16 protein-coding genes are annotated in these 15055 nt (G+C 47.9%); 9 read left to right on the top strand and 7 right to left on the bottom strand.

The window, feature by feature from the left end; all coding sequences use genetic code 11:
• Nucleotides 1-215: photosystem II q(b) protein (locus NDI48_31070; protein MEP0835612.1), on the bottom strand; the 215-nt coding region annotated here is incomplete at its 3' end.
• A 250-nt stretch (nucleotides 216-465) separates the two neighbouring features.
• A complete protein-coding gene (locus NDI48_31065) occupies nucleotides 466-864 on the bottom strand; it encodes a pentapeptide repeat-containing protein (GenBank protein MEP0835611.1) in 399 nt (132 codons plus the stop codon).
• A gap of 517 nt (nucleotides 865-1381) precedes the next feature.
• Between NDI48_31065 and NDI48_31060 the strand changes: the two genes are divergently transcribed.
• Complete coding sequence (locus tag NDI48_31060; GenBank protein ID MEP0835610.1) at nucleotides 1382-1936, top strand: hypothetical protein; 555 nt, start codon at nucleotides 1382-1384, stop codon at nucleotides 1934-1936.
• A 133-nt stretch (nucleotides 1937-2069) separates the two neighbouring features.
• Here the strand turns inward: NDI48_31060 and NDI48_31055 are convergent, their stop codons facing one another.
• On the bottom strand, nucleotides 2070-2369 hold the full coding sequence (locus NDI48_31055) for a 2Fe-2S iron-sulfur cluster-binding protein (GenBank protein ID MEP0835609.1): 300 nt from the start codon (nucleotides 2367-2369) through the stop codon (nucleotides 2070-2072).
• Nucleotides 2370-2576: 207 nt separating this feature from the next.
• On the opposite strand from NDI48_31055, the gene NDI48_31050 reads away from it, so the two are divergent.
• From NDI48_31050 to NDI48_31040, 3 genes are all read left to right on the top strand, one after another.
• Nucleotides 2577-3464, top strand: coding sequence for a tyrosine-type recombinase/integrase (locus NDI48_31050; protein MEP0835608.1), 888 nt, complete (start codon nucleotides 2577-2579; stop codon nucleotides 3462-3464).
• A gap of 179 nt (nucleotides 3465-3643) precedes the next feature.
• Nucleotides 3644-3865: a hypothetical protein gene (locus NDI48_31045; protein MEP0835607.1), complete on the top strand. Its 222-nt coding sequence runs from the start codon at nucleotides 3644-3646 to the stop codon at nucleotides 3863-3865.
• 178 nt (nucleotides 3866-4043) lie between these two features.
• Nucleotides 4044-4784, top strand: a complete 741-nt coding sequence (locus tag NDI48_31040) for a hypothetical protein (protein ID MEP0835606.1) — start codon at nucleotides 4044-4046, stop codon at nucleotides 4782-4784.
• Here NDI48_31040 and NDI48_31035 read toward each other — a convergent pair.
• The 3 genes from NDI48_31035 to NDI48_31025 all read right to left on the bottom strand — a co-directional run bounded on the left by NDI48_31035 (nucleotide 4754) and on the right by NDI48_31025 (nucleotide 5900).
• Nucleotides 4754-4909 (bottom strand): hypothetical protein, encoded by a 156-nt coding sequence (locus NDI48_31035; GenBank protein ID MEP0835605.1) that lies wholly within the window; start codon nucleotides 4907-4909, stop codon nucleotides 4754-4756. The two genes, NDI48_31040 and NDI48_31035, sit on opposite strands and share 31 nt — an antisense overlap.
• 28 nt (nucleotides 4910-4937) lie before the next feature.
• A complete protein-coding gene (locus NDI48_31030; protein ID MEP0835604.1) occupies nucleotides 4938-5522 on the bottom strand; it encodes a hypothetical protein in 585 nt (194 codons plus the stop codon).
• Between the two features lie 81 nt (nucleotides 5523-5603).
• A complete protein-coding gene (locus tag NDI48_31025) occupies nucleotides 5604-5900 on the bottom strand; it encodes a hypothetical protein (protein MEP0835603.1) in 297 nt (98 codons plus the stop codon).
• Between the two features lie 440 nt (nucleotides 5901-6340).
• Between NDI48_31025 and NDI48_31020 the strand changes: the two genes are divergently transcribed.
• Together NDI48_31020 and NDI48_31015 are read left to right on the top strand one after the other, a co-directional pair.
• Nucleotides 6341-6802 (top strand): helix-turn-helix domain-containing protein, encoded by a 462-nt coding sequence (locus NDI48_31020; GenBank protein ID MEP0835602.1) that lies wholly within the window; start codon nucleotides 6341-6343, stop codon nucleotides 6800-6802.
• A gap of 650 nt (nucleotides 6803-7452) precedes the next feature.
• Nucleotides 7453-8202 carry a hypothetical protein gene (locus tag NDI48_31015; protein MEP0835601.1) on the top strand — a complete coding sequence of 250 codons (750 nt, stop codon included), beginning with the start codon at nucleotides 7453-7455 and terminating at the stop codon, nucleotides 8200-8202.
• 69 nt (nucleotides 8203-8271) lie between these two features.
• Here the strand turns inward: NDI48_31015 and NDI48_31010 are convergent, their stop codons facing one another.
• A complete protein-coding gene (locus tag NDI48_31010; GenBank protein MEP0835600.1) occupies nucleotides 8272-10635 on the bottom strand; it encodes a polysaccharide biosynthesis tyrosine autokinase in 2364 nt (787 codons plus the stop codon).
• 611 nt (nucleotides 10636-11246) lie between these two features.
• On the opposite strand from NDI48_31010, the gene NDI48_31005 reads away from it, so the two are divergent.
• The 3 genes from NDI48_31005 to NDI48_30995 all read left to right on the top strand — a co-directional run bounded on the left by NDI48_31005 (nucleotide 11247) and on the right by NDI48_30995 (nucleotide 14977).
• Entirely contained in the window at nucleotides 11247-11447 is a 201-nt protein-coding gene (locus NDI48_31005) for a ribbon-helix-helix domain-containing protein (protein ID MEP0835599.1), read from the top strand.
• Between the two features lie 857 nt (nucleotides 11448-12304).
• Nucleotides 12305-13576: a glycosyltransferase gene (locus NDI48_31000; protein MEP0835598.1), complete on the top strand. Its 1272-nt coding sequence runs from the start codon at nucleotides 12305-12307 to the stop codon at nucleotides 13574-13576.
• A gap of 57 nt (nucleotides 13577-13633) precedes the next feature.
• The gene (locus NDI48_30995; protein MEP0835597.1) at nucleotides 13634-14977 is read left to right on the top strand and encodes an oligosaccharide flippase family protein; all 1344 of its coding nucleotides are present in this window, start codon (nucleotides 13634-13636) and stop codon (nucleotides 14975-14977) included.
• The last annotated feature ends 78 nt before the right edge of the window (nucleotides 14978-15055 follow it).

The raw sequence follows: 15055 nt of genomic DNA, 5'->3' as shown, positions 1-15055 counted from the left end.
AGCAGAGAACCAGCAACAGGTTCGCGGATACCATCGATGTCCACAGGAGGAGCAGCGATGAAGGCGATGATGAAGCAGGTGGTGGCGGTTAACAGGGTGGGGATCATCAGGACGCCGAACCAGCCCACATAGAGGCGGTTGTTGGTGCTAGTTACCCACTCGCAGAACCTTTCCCAGACGGAAGCGGAACGCTCGCGTTGTAGTGTGGTTGTCATTGTTTTATAAGTGCTGTTGACTTGAAGAGTCGAAATTTGATGATGTATTTACAATAATTGGAATGTTGAACTTTTGTAAAGCTTTGTAACAACAGCTTTCCTGATGGAATTGATAAGGCTGGCTAATAACGGAGTTTGACCGCTTCCCTATAAGGAGACCGGCGCTTTAGATTCCCACAAACAGAAACCCCGCTTTCTGGAATGACAGCGGGGTTTGTTAACAGATGCAATTCCCTGTCAGGCACTACGCTCAAACATGTTTTGTGCCATCTGGCATCGTAGCTTTCTCCAGGCTGGTTCCCATCAGGTTAGCTCCCGTCAGGTCGGCTCCCAACAGATCCGCTTTCTCCAGGTCGGCTCCCATCAGGTTAGCTCCCGACAGGTTAGCTAACCCCAAGTTGGCCTTCTCCAGGTCGGCATTCGTCAGGTTGGTTCCCGTCAGGTTGGCTCCCGTCAGATTGGCTCTCTCCAGGTCAGCTCCCATCAAGTTGGCATTCGTTAGGTCGGCATTCGTCAGGTCGCAATCTTTGCAATAGTTGGAAGAGAGCAACTCAGTCAAAGAAGCTTGATTAAAAGCATAAGCAGGAGCTGTTACCATCCCGCATAAAACCAAAACAACAGCGACGAATAGTACAAAAAAACGTCTCATGCAATGCACTCCTTATCGAATCGTGATCACTTCAAAATTGCCCTATTGGAATTACCTGTGAAGAATTAGTCAATTAGAAGAGTTAACTTCACTATAGGGAGCTGAATTAATAAAAACAAACGGTTTTTTTTGTCCAATTAATAAATAAAATTGATTGAATTAGAGAGCTCTCACAGAAAGGCCGTCGCGTCTGGAGAACGCTCAAGCGAGCTTGAGGAGCCATGGCTATCGGACGGAGTATGCCAGTTTCGCCACAGTCTACTAGAACCGATGTGGATTCCCTCTGAAGAGACTCTCGTCAAGAGTGATGGATTGAACCCGCGCATGACTCTCCTGGCTTGGGTTAGCGCTATAAGTGGTGCAAGATGTCGCGACCTATCTCACTCGTGAGAGGATAGTCCACCACTTTGAAGAGTGAAACAGCTCAAGGACTACCTTCAGGCGAGGGTTTCTACAGTCTGAATATACGCAGTTGAGTTTTGCTTCACACTCATTCAGACGGAGGGAGAAAGTTTAAATGTCTAGAATCAGAGTCGTTCTGGAGAATGTCACTTGCTACGATACTGAGGATGTGACCGGCGCGGACGAGTTCTATCTAGTTGGTGCGATATCCGACGGACAGCAGAGTTCTGGAGTTCTGACCCGACCGATTTCGGTCAATGACAAACAAACCAAGTCATTTGGTATCGGTGGCGGTACTGTGTTCGACGCAGAAGTACCAGAGGACAGGATACTGAAAGTGGCGTTGATGGCTTTCGATGAGGACGCTGGGAAAGACTGGTCGAATCACGGTGACACCATCACAAAAATTGGTCAAGCCGTCTCTTCAGGACTCGCCACAATCCCCAACCCTTACACGGCGGGTGCAGCAGTAATCTTGCCGTTTGCGATTAGCGCTGTCGGCGGGATTATGTCCCTCGATAAAGATGATGAACTCGGTCAGCACCTGCGCGAGTTCCCCGTTTGGTCAGTGCCAAACGGCGACCACTTTCAGATTTGGCCTTTCAAAGGGGGCGGCGGTTGGTACTCTAGTTGGCGGTACGCTGTTCGCTATCGGGTGATCAAAGGTTAACGCTAGCATAGCGCCACTCTCCAAAAACTAGGAAACCGCTTTGGGGCTAGTATCCAAGGCGGAATCGAGGGTAAAATGTGTGACATCCTCCAACATTCAATCAAAGATTGTAGTGGGAGAAAAACAGCGGGTATTAAAGGATTGCTTCCTCTTGGTGAGTAATGATGGTGCAATCCGACAGAGGATAGGCAACACAGGTCAACACAAACCCAGCTTTGATTTGGTCATCGTCTAGGAAGTTCTGATCGGATTGGTCAATCTCACCCGCTGTAATTTTGCCCGTGCAGCTTGAGCAGGAACCTGCGCGACAGGAATAGGGGAGATCAAGCCCTTGCTCTTCAGCCGCGTCGAGAATGTACTCGTCATCGGGAACTTCAATTGTGGTGTCGATGCCTTCCGCTTCGTTGACCAACCTGACCTTGTACGTTGCCATTTAATGTTCCTTAAATTCCTTAATACTCTGTTACAACGTTAATTGAGTATATGTACTTAGTCAACGATAATGGGTTAGTCGCATTCAAGGTGGCTTAAAAACAAGGCAGGGTTTAACATATTCAGACTTATGTCAGAGTACGCTCGACTGAGCGAACAAAGTAGTTGATTCGCTTTGTTGAAGCGTAAGAGAAGGAGTTGGCTCACGATGTTATCGCGAATTTCTCAAATCGTTCCGACCACTCGCTTACAAGTCGCGGATTGCAACAGCGATAAAGAACTCATCGACCTGTGGCTGCATGATAAAACCTCTAATACCGTCGATGCCTACCGCCGAGACGCAGAAGAATTTCGATGGTTTATAGAAGATAAACCCCTTTCTAGGGTTGTCCTCAATGACCTAATGTTCTACTCAGATGCTCTGAAGCAGCAAGGACGTGCACCCGCTACTGTCAACCGCAAGTTGAGCGCCGTCAAATCGCTGCTTAGCTATGGCGTTATGATTGGCTATCTGTCCATCAATGCTGGTGCGCCTTTAAAACTGCCCAAGCTGGACAACAGTCTAGCTGAGCGAATTCTCTCCGAGTCTCAAGTGCTGCGGCTCATTGGTGCCGCCTCACCAGGACGCGATCGCATACTGCTGAGGTTCCTCTACGAATCTGGATGTCGGGTATCAGAACTCGTCGGATTGATCTGGAAGAACCTACAACCCCGTGACGATGCGGGACAGGTACGAATCCTTGGTAAGGGAAATAAGACCCGTGTCGTGCTGCTGACGCCTCAACTGTGGGCTGATTTAATGTTCCTTCGAGCATCAGATTCTCTTGATACTCCCGTGTTTAAGTCCCAGAGATCTGGTAGAAAACTGGTTCGTTCTGAGGTCAATGAATTAGTGACTAGGGTGGCTAAAAAAGCCGAGATTCCAGGGAATGTTAGCCCACAATGGCTCAGACACGCTCACGCCTCCCACAGCCTAGAACGAGGAGCACCCATTCATTTAGTCCAGGCTACTCTCGGACACCGGAATCTACAAACAACTGGACGTTATCTCCACGCTAGACCAACCGATAGCAGTTCTCGGTATCTACCGCGTTGACGCTATAAGTTCTATTCATCCCACAAAAATAACAGCTCTCGCCTCATTCCTGATGAGGGTCGATGTGACTTGTATTACTCGAAAAGACAGAAACGATCACCGGTTCGTTGGCTTTGCGATCGCAACCCGGCCACTGTCTTTTCTCCAATATTAAAAGTATTAACATTCTGCATAGCGCGATGTCAGCCCAAGCTACTCTAAAGCCACTCAACATCGAGCAGACTCTTGAGCAAATTCTTGCTTCTGGGGAAATTACGAAGAGCGAGCATCGTTGGTTAATATTATTGTGTTTTGAAGAGTCCCTGAATCATCAACAAGAGCATTTAGTTAACCAAGTATCCGTTGCCCTACGCAATGGATTGCTTGTCCTTGTTGATGCCAAAAATAGAAACAGCAACTGAAGGGTTGAGCGCGATTGCCCAAACGCACCGCCCAATCACATGCTCCTGTCCCGTCAGGAGCATCCCGCCTTCTTCTTGAGTACAAGCTGAGTCGGGAACATTGTTTTGCCCCTACAGTTTATTTTCCTTCCCATTAACACCGAGAATTGGTATAGCGGCGCATCTCACTGTGCTGTTCTTGTACAATGCTCCTGCTATTGCCTTTTCCCGCGTCGATATGGAAAAAACTAAACCACATGATGACCCCGTAATTTATAGTGCGAGAGGCAAAATCTGTGGTATCTATCGACCCAGTCCCCAAAACTTCCTTCAGGGGACTTTACTAACAGATGATGGTCTGAAAATTCCCGCCCAAATTACCACTGAAGTTGCAACCCAACTCCGAGCCAATCGAGATTTTCTGAAAGTGGCTCAAGTTTGGAAATGCTACCCACGAATTAATCCGCCTTTGGTGCAGCTAGCTAAGTTGAAAAGCGCCGCACAAACCATTCAAGACTTGAAGCGGAAGGGAGTCAATAGGTTCCGTATCGTGGGACAGGTGGCAAGTATTAAAGAGCAAGAAATCACGGTACTGATTAAACGAAATGAAGCCCCACCCAAAGGAGAGGAGTTAACATTTACGCTTACGCTTGTGGGAAGTTTACCAAGTGAGGCGCTTGGGCAGTTTTGGAAATTTAATGTCCTGCGTCATGGGTGGAATTGGACAATTGAATCGGCAACTTTTGTGGCTCTTTCTCCGGAAGAGTTTAAAAAAGAACGCGCTAAAAGGAAGCGTGTTTTGAGTTTTAGGGTTTCGCAGAAAGAGTTTGATGCCTTATTAACCTATGCCCAAAAACGGGGGAAGAATCAAACTCAGATTATTAGAGCGTTGATTCGGAGATTACCAACCTATGAACCCGATCCACCAGAGAATAAATGAAGATAGAGGAAAGAGATTTGCCACGCAAGAACACGCTTGAACGCAATTGCTTCTACCTCGTCAAGAATCCCGTCTTCTTCAAGAAGCTCGTCAAGTGAAGAACCGATATAAGGATTGGTAGTCATTCTCTTTCCTCTCGCGTCTAGCTTCTTTTTACCCTTGATCTTCGGTATTGGGAAGCGCCCAAGGGTCAATGCCGTGCTGCAAGAGCAGGCGCTCAAAGTAGTCCCTTTCTGATCTGATTTGGTCATCCATAGCAAATGCTTCCCCTAACCTACTAAACTCGGTTTCAAGCTGTCGAATTCGTTCAAGCAATCTTTCGTTTCGGTCTTGCTCGGTACGGGTAACACTGAATGCGGTATCAAAACGACGCTCTAAAGATTCAGTGGTCAGAGCTATTACTAAAGCTAGTGCCTGTTTGTTGCCTTGAAAGCACTGATTAACCCAGTAAGCTGTTGCCACCTCTAAAGGTAATGCGTTGAACCTGCTCTGACCTCGCCGGCTAGGTTCCGGCTCAATCTCTATTTGCTCTGGAGTGTAATCCGTATAACCTTCTCCTAGTAAGCGATGCAGAGCTTTTGACTCCAAAAAACGTAATGCGTTAACTGGAGGTTTGTCTACGGCTTGGGCTACCTGAGCTTGGGACATTCGGTAAGACCCGTCAGGCAGCATGAAGCCATCAACCTCCAGCGCTCCAATTCGCACAGAGGCACGGGTGGCTTTGATTGATTCGGTCATGGTGATTGCTATCCCCGTTAGTATCTACACTTCGGAGAAGGGTGAGCAATACCCACCCTTCGGCTAACTCAACCATTAATGTCAGTGGAGTACCAACTCAGGTGAATACTGAGCAATGAACTCACGAATAGCATCGTCACTCATGCCCTTGAAGTAAGGCGGGTTCTCAATACCCTCGTTTCTGACCACTTGCAATGCGATCGCAATTAAGCGAGTACGGTTCGCTACATCCGGTGTGGTTTGTGGGTCAGGCTTAGGTGTCAACAGCATTGCCAGCTTCAGACCGTTTTCCAGTCCGTTCTGCTGACTAGCTAGCTTGTCTAGCAGGGTCGCGATGTTTGGAGATTGGGAGTCGTCCGAGCTAAGATGTTGGAACATAAAATTTATCCATTTCTAAGTTGACGTGTTGGCGGCTTGAGGTTGAATAGGTCAAACCGCCAGGAAAACCGACTTAGACCGAAAAATAGCGCTGTTTGGACTGGTACTCCAAGCGGCGTTTTTTCATGTCTGCTGTCTGGGATGAGTCAAATCTAACAGCATCAGCTTAAGATGACAAGTGTATTTAATGCATGGACACCTGCTTGTGAAGCATTTTGTGTTGAATCGTCTCAAATAACTATAAGGTATATCTTAAAAGAATAACCTTAATAAATACCAGAGCTACGGCAGGTAATGCAGGGGTACATAGAAAATAATGCATGAGGATAAGTATCACAGTTAACGCCGGGTGAAGGAAATTAAGAATACCCGTTAAATGACTATGACAGTTAGTACAAGGGTTGTTGTCCAAGCGCAAAATTTATAGGTAGATCAACCATATGTCAGTCAAGGAAAAAGAAGCTCCAGACGTAAACGAGCGACCACTCCCTAATTCAGTGATGTTCGTTCACAATCTGCTTGATGAGTATGGCTTAGATCCCTACGAGTTTCGGATCTATGCTCATGCTGTTCGCCGAACTGGCGGAAAGCTTGATGGTAAGTACTTTGCTAGCCTTAGCAAGACAGCGGAAATCTGTCAGATGAGTGTTCGCCGCGTCCAGTATTCGTTGAAGTTTCTTTGTGAGGCAGGTTTTCTAACCCAGGAGAAGCGGACAGGGCGCACAGATGAGTATAGAGTCACACCCGTTAGTCAGTGGGAAAAGCCGGAGAAGCTAGAGTCAATTCGAGAGGCGGTTACGGGGGTTAGAAGGAAGAAGACTAAGAGTAAGGGTCAATCAGCTAAATCAAAAAGTTCAGCGACTAAAGAGCCGAGTTCCCAGCAGGATTCGCCAGAAGAGTGAGACTCGTCACTCCCCCCAAAAACCCGATCGCACATTCCCCCCCACTTGATGTAAAATCAACCCAACAAAGAAATAACGCGCCCCGGATAGGTGCTACCAACACCTACTCAGGACGACTACCCCTCCCATGTACAAACCATGAAAGGAGCCTAATTATGGTGTCAAAAAATCACCCAACTACCTATTTCGTAAGCCTTCCAGCCGATTGGATCAAACCCAAAAATCTACCGAATAAAACAAGTCCACCCCGACACAACACGGACTCTTTCCCAGCGAGATTCACCGAGTAAAACAGCTCAATTTATCCATCTCTGCAATAACCCTGCCTCCCAGTAGGAAACTTTGGCATGGGCGCGTGACGTGGATGTGACCCCTCCCCCTCCCTCTCATCCTTAACAAGGGGGGGGAATTGAACTCCTGAAAGTCCCCCTTTTTAAGCCGGAGCCGAAGGTGAGGAGATTTAGGGGGATCGAACACCTTTTGTCCGCCACACCAACTCCCTTAAAAAAGCCAATCAATTAAACCTTTTACCGACTGACAAGAGGACAGACACGCAGATCCCCCCTAGCCCCCCTTAAAAAAGGGGGGGACAAGACCGTAGCCCCCCAATTCATCGGGGGAACAGAACAATCTACCCATCCCCACCTCAAATGAATTCTTTCAACTGGACAAGAAAACACAACAAATTCAGCGTACAAAATCGACTCACCCCCACCGCCAGAGAACTCTGGCAATGGCTCTTGGATGAGATACCCGAAGGCAATCATGAAACCATCGACCTGCGCGACTTCAACAAATGGGTCAAACGCACACGCGGCTTTCCCCACGACCGCAAAACCGTCAAAAGCGCAGCGGCTCAACTGAGGGAAAAAGGCGTGCTCACCAACGCCAAAAGCTACACTCCCTACGTCTGGAAGTGGACGCTAGAACCCATTCGCGTACTCGTCCCCCCCCCTTTTCGTCGTCCGCAGAAAAGAACAATATTGCAGCCACCAATTCCCAATTTAGACCCCTCAAACCCTGAGTCAGTAAAAACCGAGCCTATAACAACAACAACATTTCTAGATTTAGATTTAGAAGACGTTCAAGAAGAGGAATTTTCACAAAAATTAGAAGCTTGTCAAAAAGCCGGCATTTACTACTTACCCAAAGACGCCCAATTCCTGCATAACTTTTCGTTCCAAGAAGTCCTCGAAGCGATCAACTACTTCTTGAATAACCGCGATGGAGTTCGCAAGCCAGAAGGATGGTTTCGAGTCTGCCTGGAAGACAATTGGGTCGAAAAAGAAAAGGAACGACATCAACTCCTGTTTGGATGGTCTACAGGGGGCTTGTTTGAGGCCATACGCTATTGCAGTGAATTATTGGGGCGGAATGACCACCCCAATGCCTGGGCGTGAAATAGGGAATCTTCATTTCGACCAACCACAACAGCACTTTTAACCCAACGGAAATGTTCCATGAGGCTACTAGGACATCGTTTCATTGAAGTTGTCCGGATTGTATCCTAGCCATTTTCCTGCGGTCTGATGAGCGGGTAGTTCCTCAACACCAGAATTCCACTCAGGCGCTGTTCCAGTTTCGTAAGGAATGTGGGTATTCCGCTTGACATGATTTGCCACGACACCCAAAGTGGGTAAGCGATACGTGTTGAGTTGATCCATGACTCGCATCACTAAAGTACGCTTCGTCTTGCCAACGGCAACAACCATCAAAATCCCATCAGTATGAGCCGCCAGGAAATTAGTATCCATAAAGCTGCCAAACTGGGCTGTGTCATAAACAACCAGGTCAAAGGTAGCTTGGAATTCCTCCATGAGATACTGCATCTGAGCCGACCCCAGCAGTTTGGTCGAGTTGGGTTGGAGTTGACCCGTAGTCAGCACAAAGAGATTATCTACAGCCGATTTCTGGATGAATTCGTTAGGCGCGAGTTTTTTGGTCAGGAGGTCGCACAGTCCCTTCTGGTTTGGTATGCCCAAGCGTTCGTGGATCTGAGGTTGACGCAGATTGGCATCCACCAACAGGACTCGCTGCCCCATGCTGGCTGCCGTTTGAGCCAGATTTAAAGCCACTGTAGACTTACCATCTTCAGGCCCTGCTGAGCAAACCGCTAAAGAACGGACAGGGGGATCGGAAAACAGAAAACGGATGCTGGCGTAGAGAGAGTCGAAGGCTTTCTGAAATTCCGGATCGTTCTGATAGCTGCCCCCCGTTCCTTCGGCAGATCCGACGAAGGCAGGCTGTGCTTTTTTAGAACCTTTATAGACCGGAATTATCCCTAACATCGGCAAGGGGATACTATCTTCCAGTTCCTTGTCGTTGTAGAAGATATTGCGGATTCTTTCTATTCCTACAGCCGTTCCCACACCTAAAAGCAGACCGACCAAGACTCCCCCGATCTTAATGGGTTTAGCTTTACTGCTGGATATTGCGTTACCGCTAGGATCGGTCATTAGCTTAGGCTTGGAAACTAGTTCCCATGGGACTTGCTTTTGAGCCGCCTCGACTCGCAGGGTTTCTCGCTGAGTCAAGAGTTGTTCGCGTGTCCGGTTAGCAATCTCCAACTGCCCCTGTATCGCGTTATATTCCCGTGCAATAGAAGGAAATATCTGGGCTTGTCGCTCCATCGCCTTTTTCGTTTGTGTGAGCGCCTGATTGCGAACCTCCAGAAGCTCAATTTGGTTGGTGGATTCAACCAGTTTCTGAATCAGTCCTATCCGAACCGAATTTTGGAAAGCTTCCACTTTCGGATTGCCTGTTGCCTCGCCTGTGTTCTCCCCTACAATCCGATTGGATTCGTTGCCCTGTAAGTTGAGTAGGTTTTGTCGTTTAGCTAGTAGAGATTGGATAACGGGGTTATCATCCTGAAAACGACCTCTTTCTTCGGCAATCTTATTGTCGAGTTCCTGAATCTTTGCTTGCAGGGTTCTATAGTTAGGGTCTTCGCTTAACGCTGAGGCGGCGATCGCTTCCGATGGTGTTAGATCTAATTGTTGCTGTAAGCTAACATAAAGCGTCTTTTGCTCAGCTAAATCTCTTTGGGTTTGTGCTAGTTGATTGTTGATTTCACGAACTTGCGTGAATAATTGATCGCCCTGCGTTTTTGGGTCGGTCAACTTGTTCTGCTGTTGCAGCCGTTGGATTTGCGACTGAAGAGACTCTACCCGCGCATTCAACTCCGGGAGTTGGTCATCAATAAACTTAACCCCTTCACTAATTCGAGTCTTCCGTTCCTGAAGGCTGTACTGTAAATATTTTTTCGCGGCGACATCCAAAACAAACTCAACTTGTTTTTGATCTTCCGCTTCGTAGCTAACTTTGAGAATCTTGGTTGGTTCCGGAGAGGTTTCGCTAGCGAGGCGTTCAACGGCTAATCCTTTTGAGAAGGCAAAATAATTCAGCTTAGGATATCGGCTTTTAACTTGCTCATATATGGCAGATAATATCCTTGGACTTCTTAAAATTTCGAGCTGAGTGGCGTAGTCCAGGTTAGTAATTCCTTGACCCATCCCTTGTCCACCCTCGCGAGTGAGTACAGAGGGTTGAACGAATTTACCCTCATTGGTTACAGGCTCGACTAAAAGCTGAAAATCACCTTTGTAGCTCGTAGGGATGTTTTGATTAGCCCAAACAAAGGCACCACCTCCCACCGCAGCCGTGATGCCAATCACCAGTAGGGCTTTCCGTTGGACAGTCCTCAAGAGTGGACGAAAGTTCATTCCTTTTTGAGGCGGAGTGCTGACCTCCGAATTGTCGAGGGCTGGCAATTCCTGCAACTGTCTGCCTCGCTTGCTAATTGATAAAACTTGAGAGACCGGTTCTGTTTCCATTTTGACCTCTATGATAGTTTGTTGACTTGCACCCCCAGAAAAGCCCTCGCGTTGTAGAAGTCTCTAAAGCTTGATGCTCCTCTGGTAACAAACTTTATGATCTACTTTCTTCCTGCTCCGATTAGTTACGACGAGGGCTTCTCACTTCTCGCGTTCCTTGCGATAGCAAGAAAACTCTATGAGCTGGATTGACGGGATGCCACAAGGCATACAAACTTAAATTCATTCATCCTTTGTCATATCGCATGTTTTTACAAGATCTGCTCTTTTACCCGCCCAATCTATATTACTTATATTCCCCATTCTGACCGCTCAACTGGGATAATAGGAAATTTATTTAAAAATGGAAAAGGTGACATACAAAGAAGTCGCTTTCCACAAGCGTCATTGGTATAACGTGACCAACAAGCTTAACTCCTGCTGCTGCGATAGCGAAGATTTCCTGTCTCGGGCGTATCACAGTACGTCCCTATAAGCTCCTTTCTTCCCCGACGTTCCGGAGCTACGGAGCGATTGTGTGAAGAGAAATCAATAGGCTTGCTCTTTTGTTGGTCGGAGTCTGTACTGATGTGCTATCTTCATCTCAATAGTGTAGCAACATTAGTCGCAACATGGCAAGGCGAGAATATATGCTTCGGGTTCGCCTGAACGATAATGAGAAAGCCAGATTGCAGAAAGAGGCAGACAGGCGAGGTGTCTCTATGTCTGAAGTGATCAAGGACTATATCAAACGTCTTCCGAAAGTTCAGTATGGGTCAGTTGATGGAGAATCATTAGAGCCGCCGCGTGTTCTGGGTTACCCCATCAACTGACATAAAATATCCTGTTGCTAAAATTTCCGGTTTCGTGCCACGAGCGCGTGTTATCTGGTGAAGGAGGACAACACTCTAATAGAACGGGGAGTACTGTGAGAAGCGTCATTTCTCTTCATGAAGAGAAGATTCATGAAGGATAAAATCCTTGTATGACGGAAAAATTGACTAGCAAGAATTGCCTTCTAGTTTTTGTCTTCGGATCACCTTGCTGACAGAAAGCAACCAACGACGCGACAGGAAAGAAAAAGAATCTGTGGCTATCTAGCTACCTCTTCACTTCAGATGGAGCAGTTCTTGGCCGACAAAACAAGAGTTTTATTGAGACCGCATTGGCTCTCGAAGAGTCCCGATACCCATCAAAAAATCGCCCCTGTTGCAGTCGTGAAGAGTGGCGTCAACGGCCTCTTGTCTCGATGCAAAAGCCGAGCGCGTGGCTATGATGGGGATGCAGCTTTTCGCTTTTGCCTACTGAGAGAAAGAGTCGGGCGAGTTCTCCTCTCCCCGTACTGGGATAGAGAAGCAGGGGGTAGTCAATGAGAGAGAGAACACAGCGTTCCTTCCCCTCGGAAGAGAAGGAGTGTTGTACACACATAACGCCCAGGGGAGGGAATGGGGAGGCGACATCTGGGAGAAAGAAGGAGATAGTAGCAGACAGGGTGATTTTTCTCCTATCCACTGCCCACAGTACGGGAAGACACTTCCTCTTCGTGCTCGTCGGGTACTTTCCACGAAGAGTGGCCCCCAACTGGAAGCAGCAGTCTAGGAAGAGTCGTCACGGTCGTTTACAAAAAGTTTTATTTTTTAACGGCTCTACAAAGATTAAACAAAAAATACTCTTTTCGAGCGAGTTCACGATGACAATTGCCTATCTAGTTAATCAGTATCCCAAGGTTAGCCATAGCTTCATCCGACGAGAAATTGCTGGAGTCGAGGCGATGGGTCTTCAAGTTGCACGTTTTTCAATCCGCTCGTGTAGCTCCGAACTCGTTGATGAAGAAGACAAACTAGAGCAAGAATTGACTCAGGTTGTCTTAGAAACTGGCAAATTCGGTCTTCTTTTTGCCCTAATTCGCGTTGCGATAACCAGACCCGCTCGTTTTTGGAGTGCTTTATGGCTAATGCTCCTTGTTGGCTGGCATTCAGAGCGAGGTATTTTGCGTCATTTCGCCTACTTGGCTGAAGCCTGTGTTCTTTTACGTCGGTTTTCGGACTTGGGGATAGCTCACGTTCACGCTCACTTCGGGACAAATTCAACCACTGTCGCGATGTTGTGTCGTGCTCTTGGCGGACCCCCTTACAGTTTCACTGTTCATGGTCCTGAAGAGTTTGATAAAGTTCAAGCGATCGCCTTAACCGAAAAAATCAATCGAGCCGCCTTTGTTGTAGCCGTCAGCTCCTTCGGCAGAAGTCAGCTTTATCGGTGGTGTTCCCAAGATCAGTGGTCAAAAATCCATGTCGTTCATTGTGGCGTGGACGAGCTGTTTTTGAAGCAGCCCCATATCCCTATACCCGATCAACCTCGACTAGTCTGCATTGGTCGTTTGAGCGAACAAAAAGGTCATTTGCTTTTAATTGAAGCCGCGAGTCGGTTAGCCGCCCTTGGCTTGCCGTTTAAGCTGGTATTCGTTGGCGATGGCCCCCTTAGACCCCAGATTGAAGCCTTGATTGCACAATATGGACTTATTGACCACATCGAGATTACGGGGTGGGCAAGTTCTAATGATGTGCAGCAACAGATTTTAGCCTCACGAGCTATGGTACTCCCCAGCTTTGCCGAGGGGCTGCCCGTAGTCATTATGGAAGCACTAGCCCTGTCACGTCCCGTAATCAGCACCTATGTCGCCGGAATACCGGAGTTAGTGGAGCCTGAAACCTGCGGGTGGTTGGTGCCGCCTGGATCAGTTGAAGCCTTAACCGCCGCCATGGGTAAAGCTTTGCAGTTACCCGTAGAAAAGCTGGATCAGATGGGCAGAGCGGGGGCAGAGCGTGTTGCCAAGCAGCATGATGCCTTACTCGAAGCGACGCGACTCGCGGCGCTGTTCCCCTCTAACATTGAGAAGACTCAGGCCAGCGCTGCACCGCCTCCTCTTGTGAAAGCCTTCATCCCTACGGCAAGGATCAACTGATGCTGTTACGTCGCCTGACTCCCCACACCTCCGAATTCTTCTCTGGCTCCAGTAATCATGTCATCACTTAAAAAGCAAGCGTTTCGTGCCACGGCCTGGACAATTGTTGGCTTTGGGACAAGTATGGTTCTGCGATTTGCCAGTAACCTAATCCTGGCTCGCCTGCTCGTTCCAGAGTTCTTTGGCCTGATGGCCTTGGTCAACGTCTTCATCATGGGCTTACATCTGTTCTCAGATGTTGGCCTGGGCCCTTCCATCATCCAGAACAAGCGCGGAGATGACCCAACTTTTATCAACACGGCCTGGACTATACAGGTTATTCGCGGTGTCGCGCTGTGGCTGGGTTCCATTTTGATCGCTTGGCCAATTTCCCTAGTCTACGGACAGAAAGAGCTTCTATTCCTCATCCCAGTAGTGGGTCTGGGCACACTCATTAATAGTTTCAACTCCACTGCTCTGTTCACGCTCAACCGCCAACTTGCCGTCGGTAAGTTGGCAGCCTTTGAGTTAGGGGGGCAGATTATGGCCGTAATAGCCATGATTGGCTGGGCCTGGTTTGATAAAAGCGTCTGGGCGCTTGTGTTCGGAGGTCTTGTGTCCGCCACAGTCCAACTGGTGTGGAGTCATCGGTTATTGCCAGAACAACCTAACCGGTTTGCCTGGGATAAAGAGGCGGCAAAAAGCATCTTTTCCTTTGGTAAGTGGATCTTTTTTTCGACGGTTCTCACCTTTTTGGCATCGCAATCCGACCGCCTCATCCTGGGGAAATTACTCTCACCAGCTATGCTCGGAGTTTATGGGATCGCGTATACCCTGGCTGATATCCCGCGCCAAGTCATTTTAGCCCTCAGCGGTAAGGTGATTTTCCCAGCCTTTTCCAAGATGGCTGACCTTCCTCGCGAAACCTTTCGTACCAAGATTCTCAAGAACCGCAGACTTCTCCTGTTCGCTTTAGCCGCTCTATTGACAATCCTTGTAAGTTTTGGGGATTACGTGATTTTGCTCTTGTATAAAAAGGAATACCATGAAGCCGCCTGGATGCTCCCCATAATCGCTGTGGGCATCTGGCATACCTCGCTGTACAGTACCATGAGCCCTGCTCTTTTGGCTCTTGGGAAACCTATCTATAACACCCTAGGGTATCTGCTCACTTTAATAACAATCAGCACTGCCCTATTGGTTGGTCATCATTTCCTGGGTATGAAAGGGGCTGTAATTGCCGTCGCCGTTGGCGATCTTCCGTTCTATGGGGTAACCATGTATGGGCTTTGGCGTGAAAAATTGGGTTGTTTCAAACAGGATCTTTGGGCAACTGCACTGTTTCTGTGCTTACTCGCGGCTGTACTTTTCGGTCGATTTGTTGTAACAGGAACTCTTCCTATCAGCCCAATTCTTCAGTGATAAAGATAAAAAAGAGAGAGGAATCGGCTAATTACCCGAAGAAGTTTCTTTTCTTTATTCGGTTTCAATAGGGTGTTT

This window comes from Microcoleus sp. AS-A8, assembly GCA_039962225.1.
Classification (GTDB): domain Bacteria; phylum Cyanobacteriota; class Cyanobacteriia; order Cyanobacteriales; family Coleofasciculaceae; genus Allocoleopsis.
The sequence above is the reverse complement of the archived record's forward strand: the minus strand, read 5'-3'. Positions and strand labels throughout refer to the sequence as shown.

Bases quoted from the DNA above. Each gene is read 5' to 3' on its own strand.
- NDI48_31065 (MEP0835611.1), bottom strand. From the start codon at position 864: ATGAGACGTTTTTTTGTACTATTCGTCGCTGTTGTTTTGGTTTTATGC.
- NDI48_31060 (MEP0835610.1), top strand. From the start codon at position 1,382: ATGTCTAGAATCAGAGTCGTTCTGGAGAATGTCACTTGCTACGATACT.
- NDI48_31055 (MEP0835609.1), bottom strand. From the start codon at position 2,369: ATGGCAACGTACAAGGTCAGGTTGGTCAACGAAGCGGAAGGCATCGAC.
- NDI48_31050 (MEP0835608.1), top strand. From the start codon at position 2,577: ATGTTATCGCGAATTTCTCAAATCGTTCCGACCACTCGCTTACAAGTC.
- NDI48_31045 (MEP0835607.1), top strand. From the start codon at position 3,644: ATGTCAGCCCAAGCTACTCTAAAGCCACTCAACATCGAGCAGACTCTT.
- NDI48_31035 (MEP0835605.1), bottom strand. From the start codon at position 4,909: ATGACTACCAATCCTTATATCGGTTCTTCACTTGACGAGCTTCTTGAA.
- NDI48_31030 (MEP0835604.1), bottom strand. From the start codon at position 5,522: ATGACCGAATCAATCAAAGCCACCCGTGCCTCTGTGCGAATTGGAGCG.
- NDI48_31025 (MEP0835603.1), bottom strand. From the start codon at position 5,900: ATGTTCCAACATCTTAGCTCGGACGACTCCCAATCTCCAAACATCGCG.
- NDI48_31020 (MEP0835602.1), top strand. From the start codon at position 6,341: ATGTCAGTCAAGGAAAAAGAAGCTCCAGACGTAAACGAGCGACCACTC.
- NDI48_31015 (MEP0835601.1), top strand. From the start codon at position 7,453: ATGAATTCTTTCAACTGGACAAGAAAACACAACAAATTCAGCGTACAA.
- NDI48_31010 (MEP0835600.1), bottom strand. From the start codon at position 10,635: ATGGAAACAGAACCGGTCTCTCAAGTTTTATCAATTAGCAAGCGAGGC.
- NDI48_31005 (MEP0835599.1), top strand. From the start codon at position 11,247: ATGGCAAGGCGAGAATATATGCTTCGGGTTCGCCTGAACGATAATGAG.
- NDI48_31000 (MEP0835598.1), top strand. From the start codon at position 12,305: ATGACAATTGCCTATCTAGTTAATCAGTATCCCAAGGTTAGCCATAGC.
- NDI48_30995 (MEP0835597.1), top strand. From the start codon at position 13,634: ATGTCATCACTTAAAAAGCAAGCGTTTCGTGCCACGGCCTGGACAATT.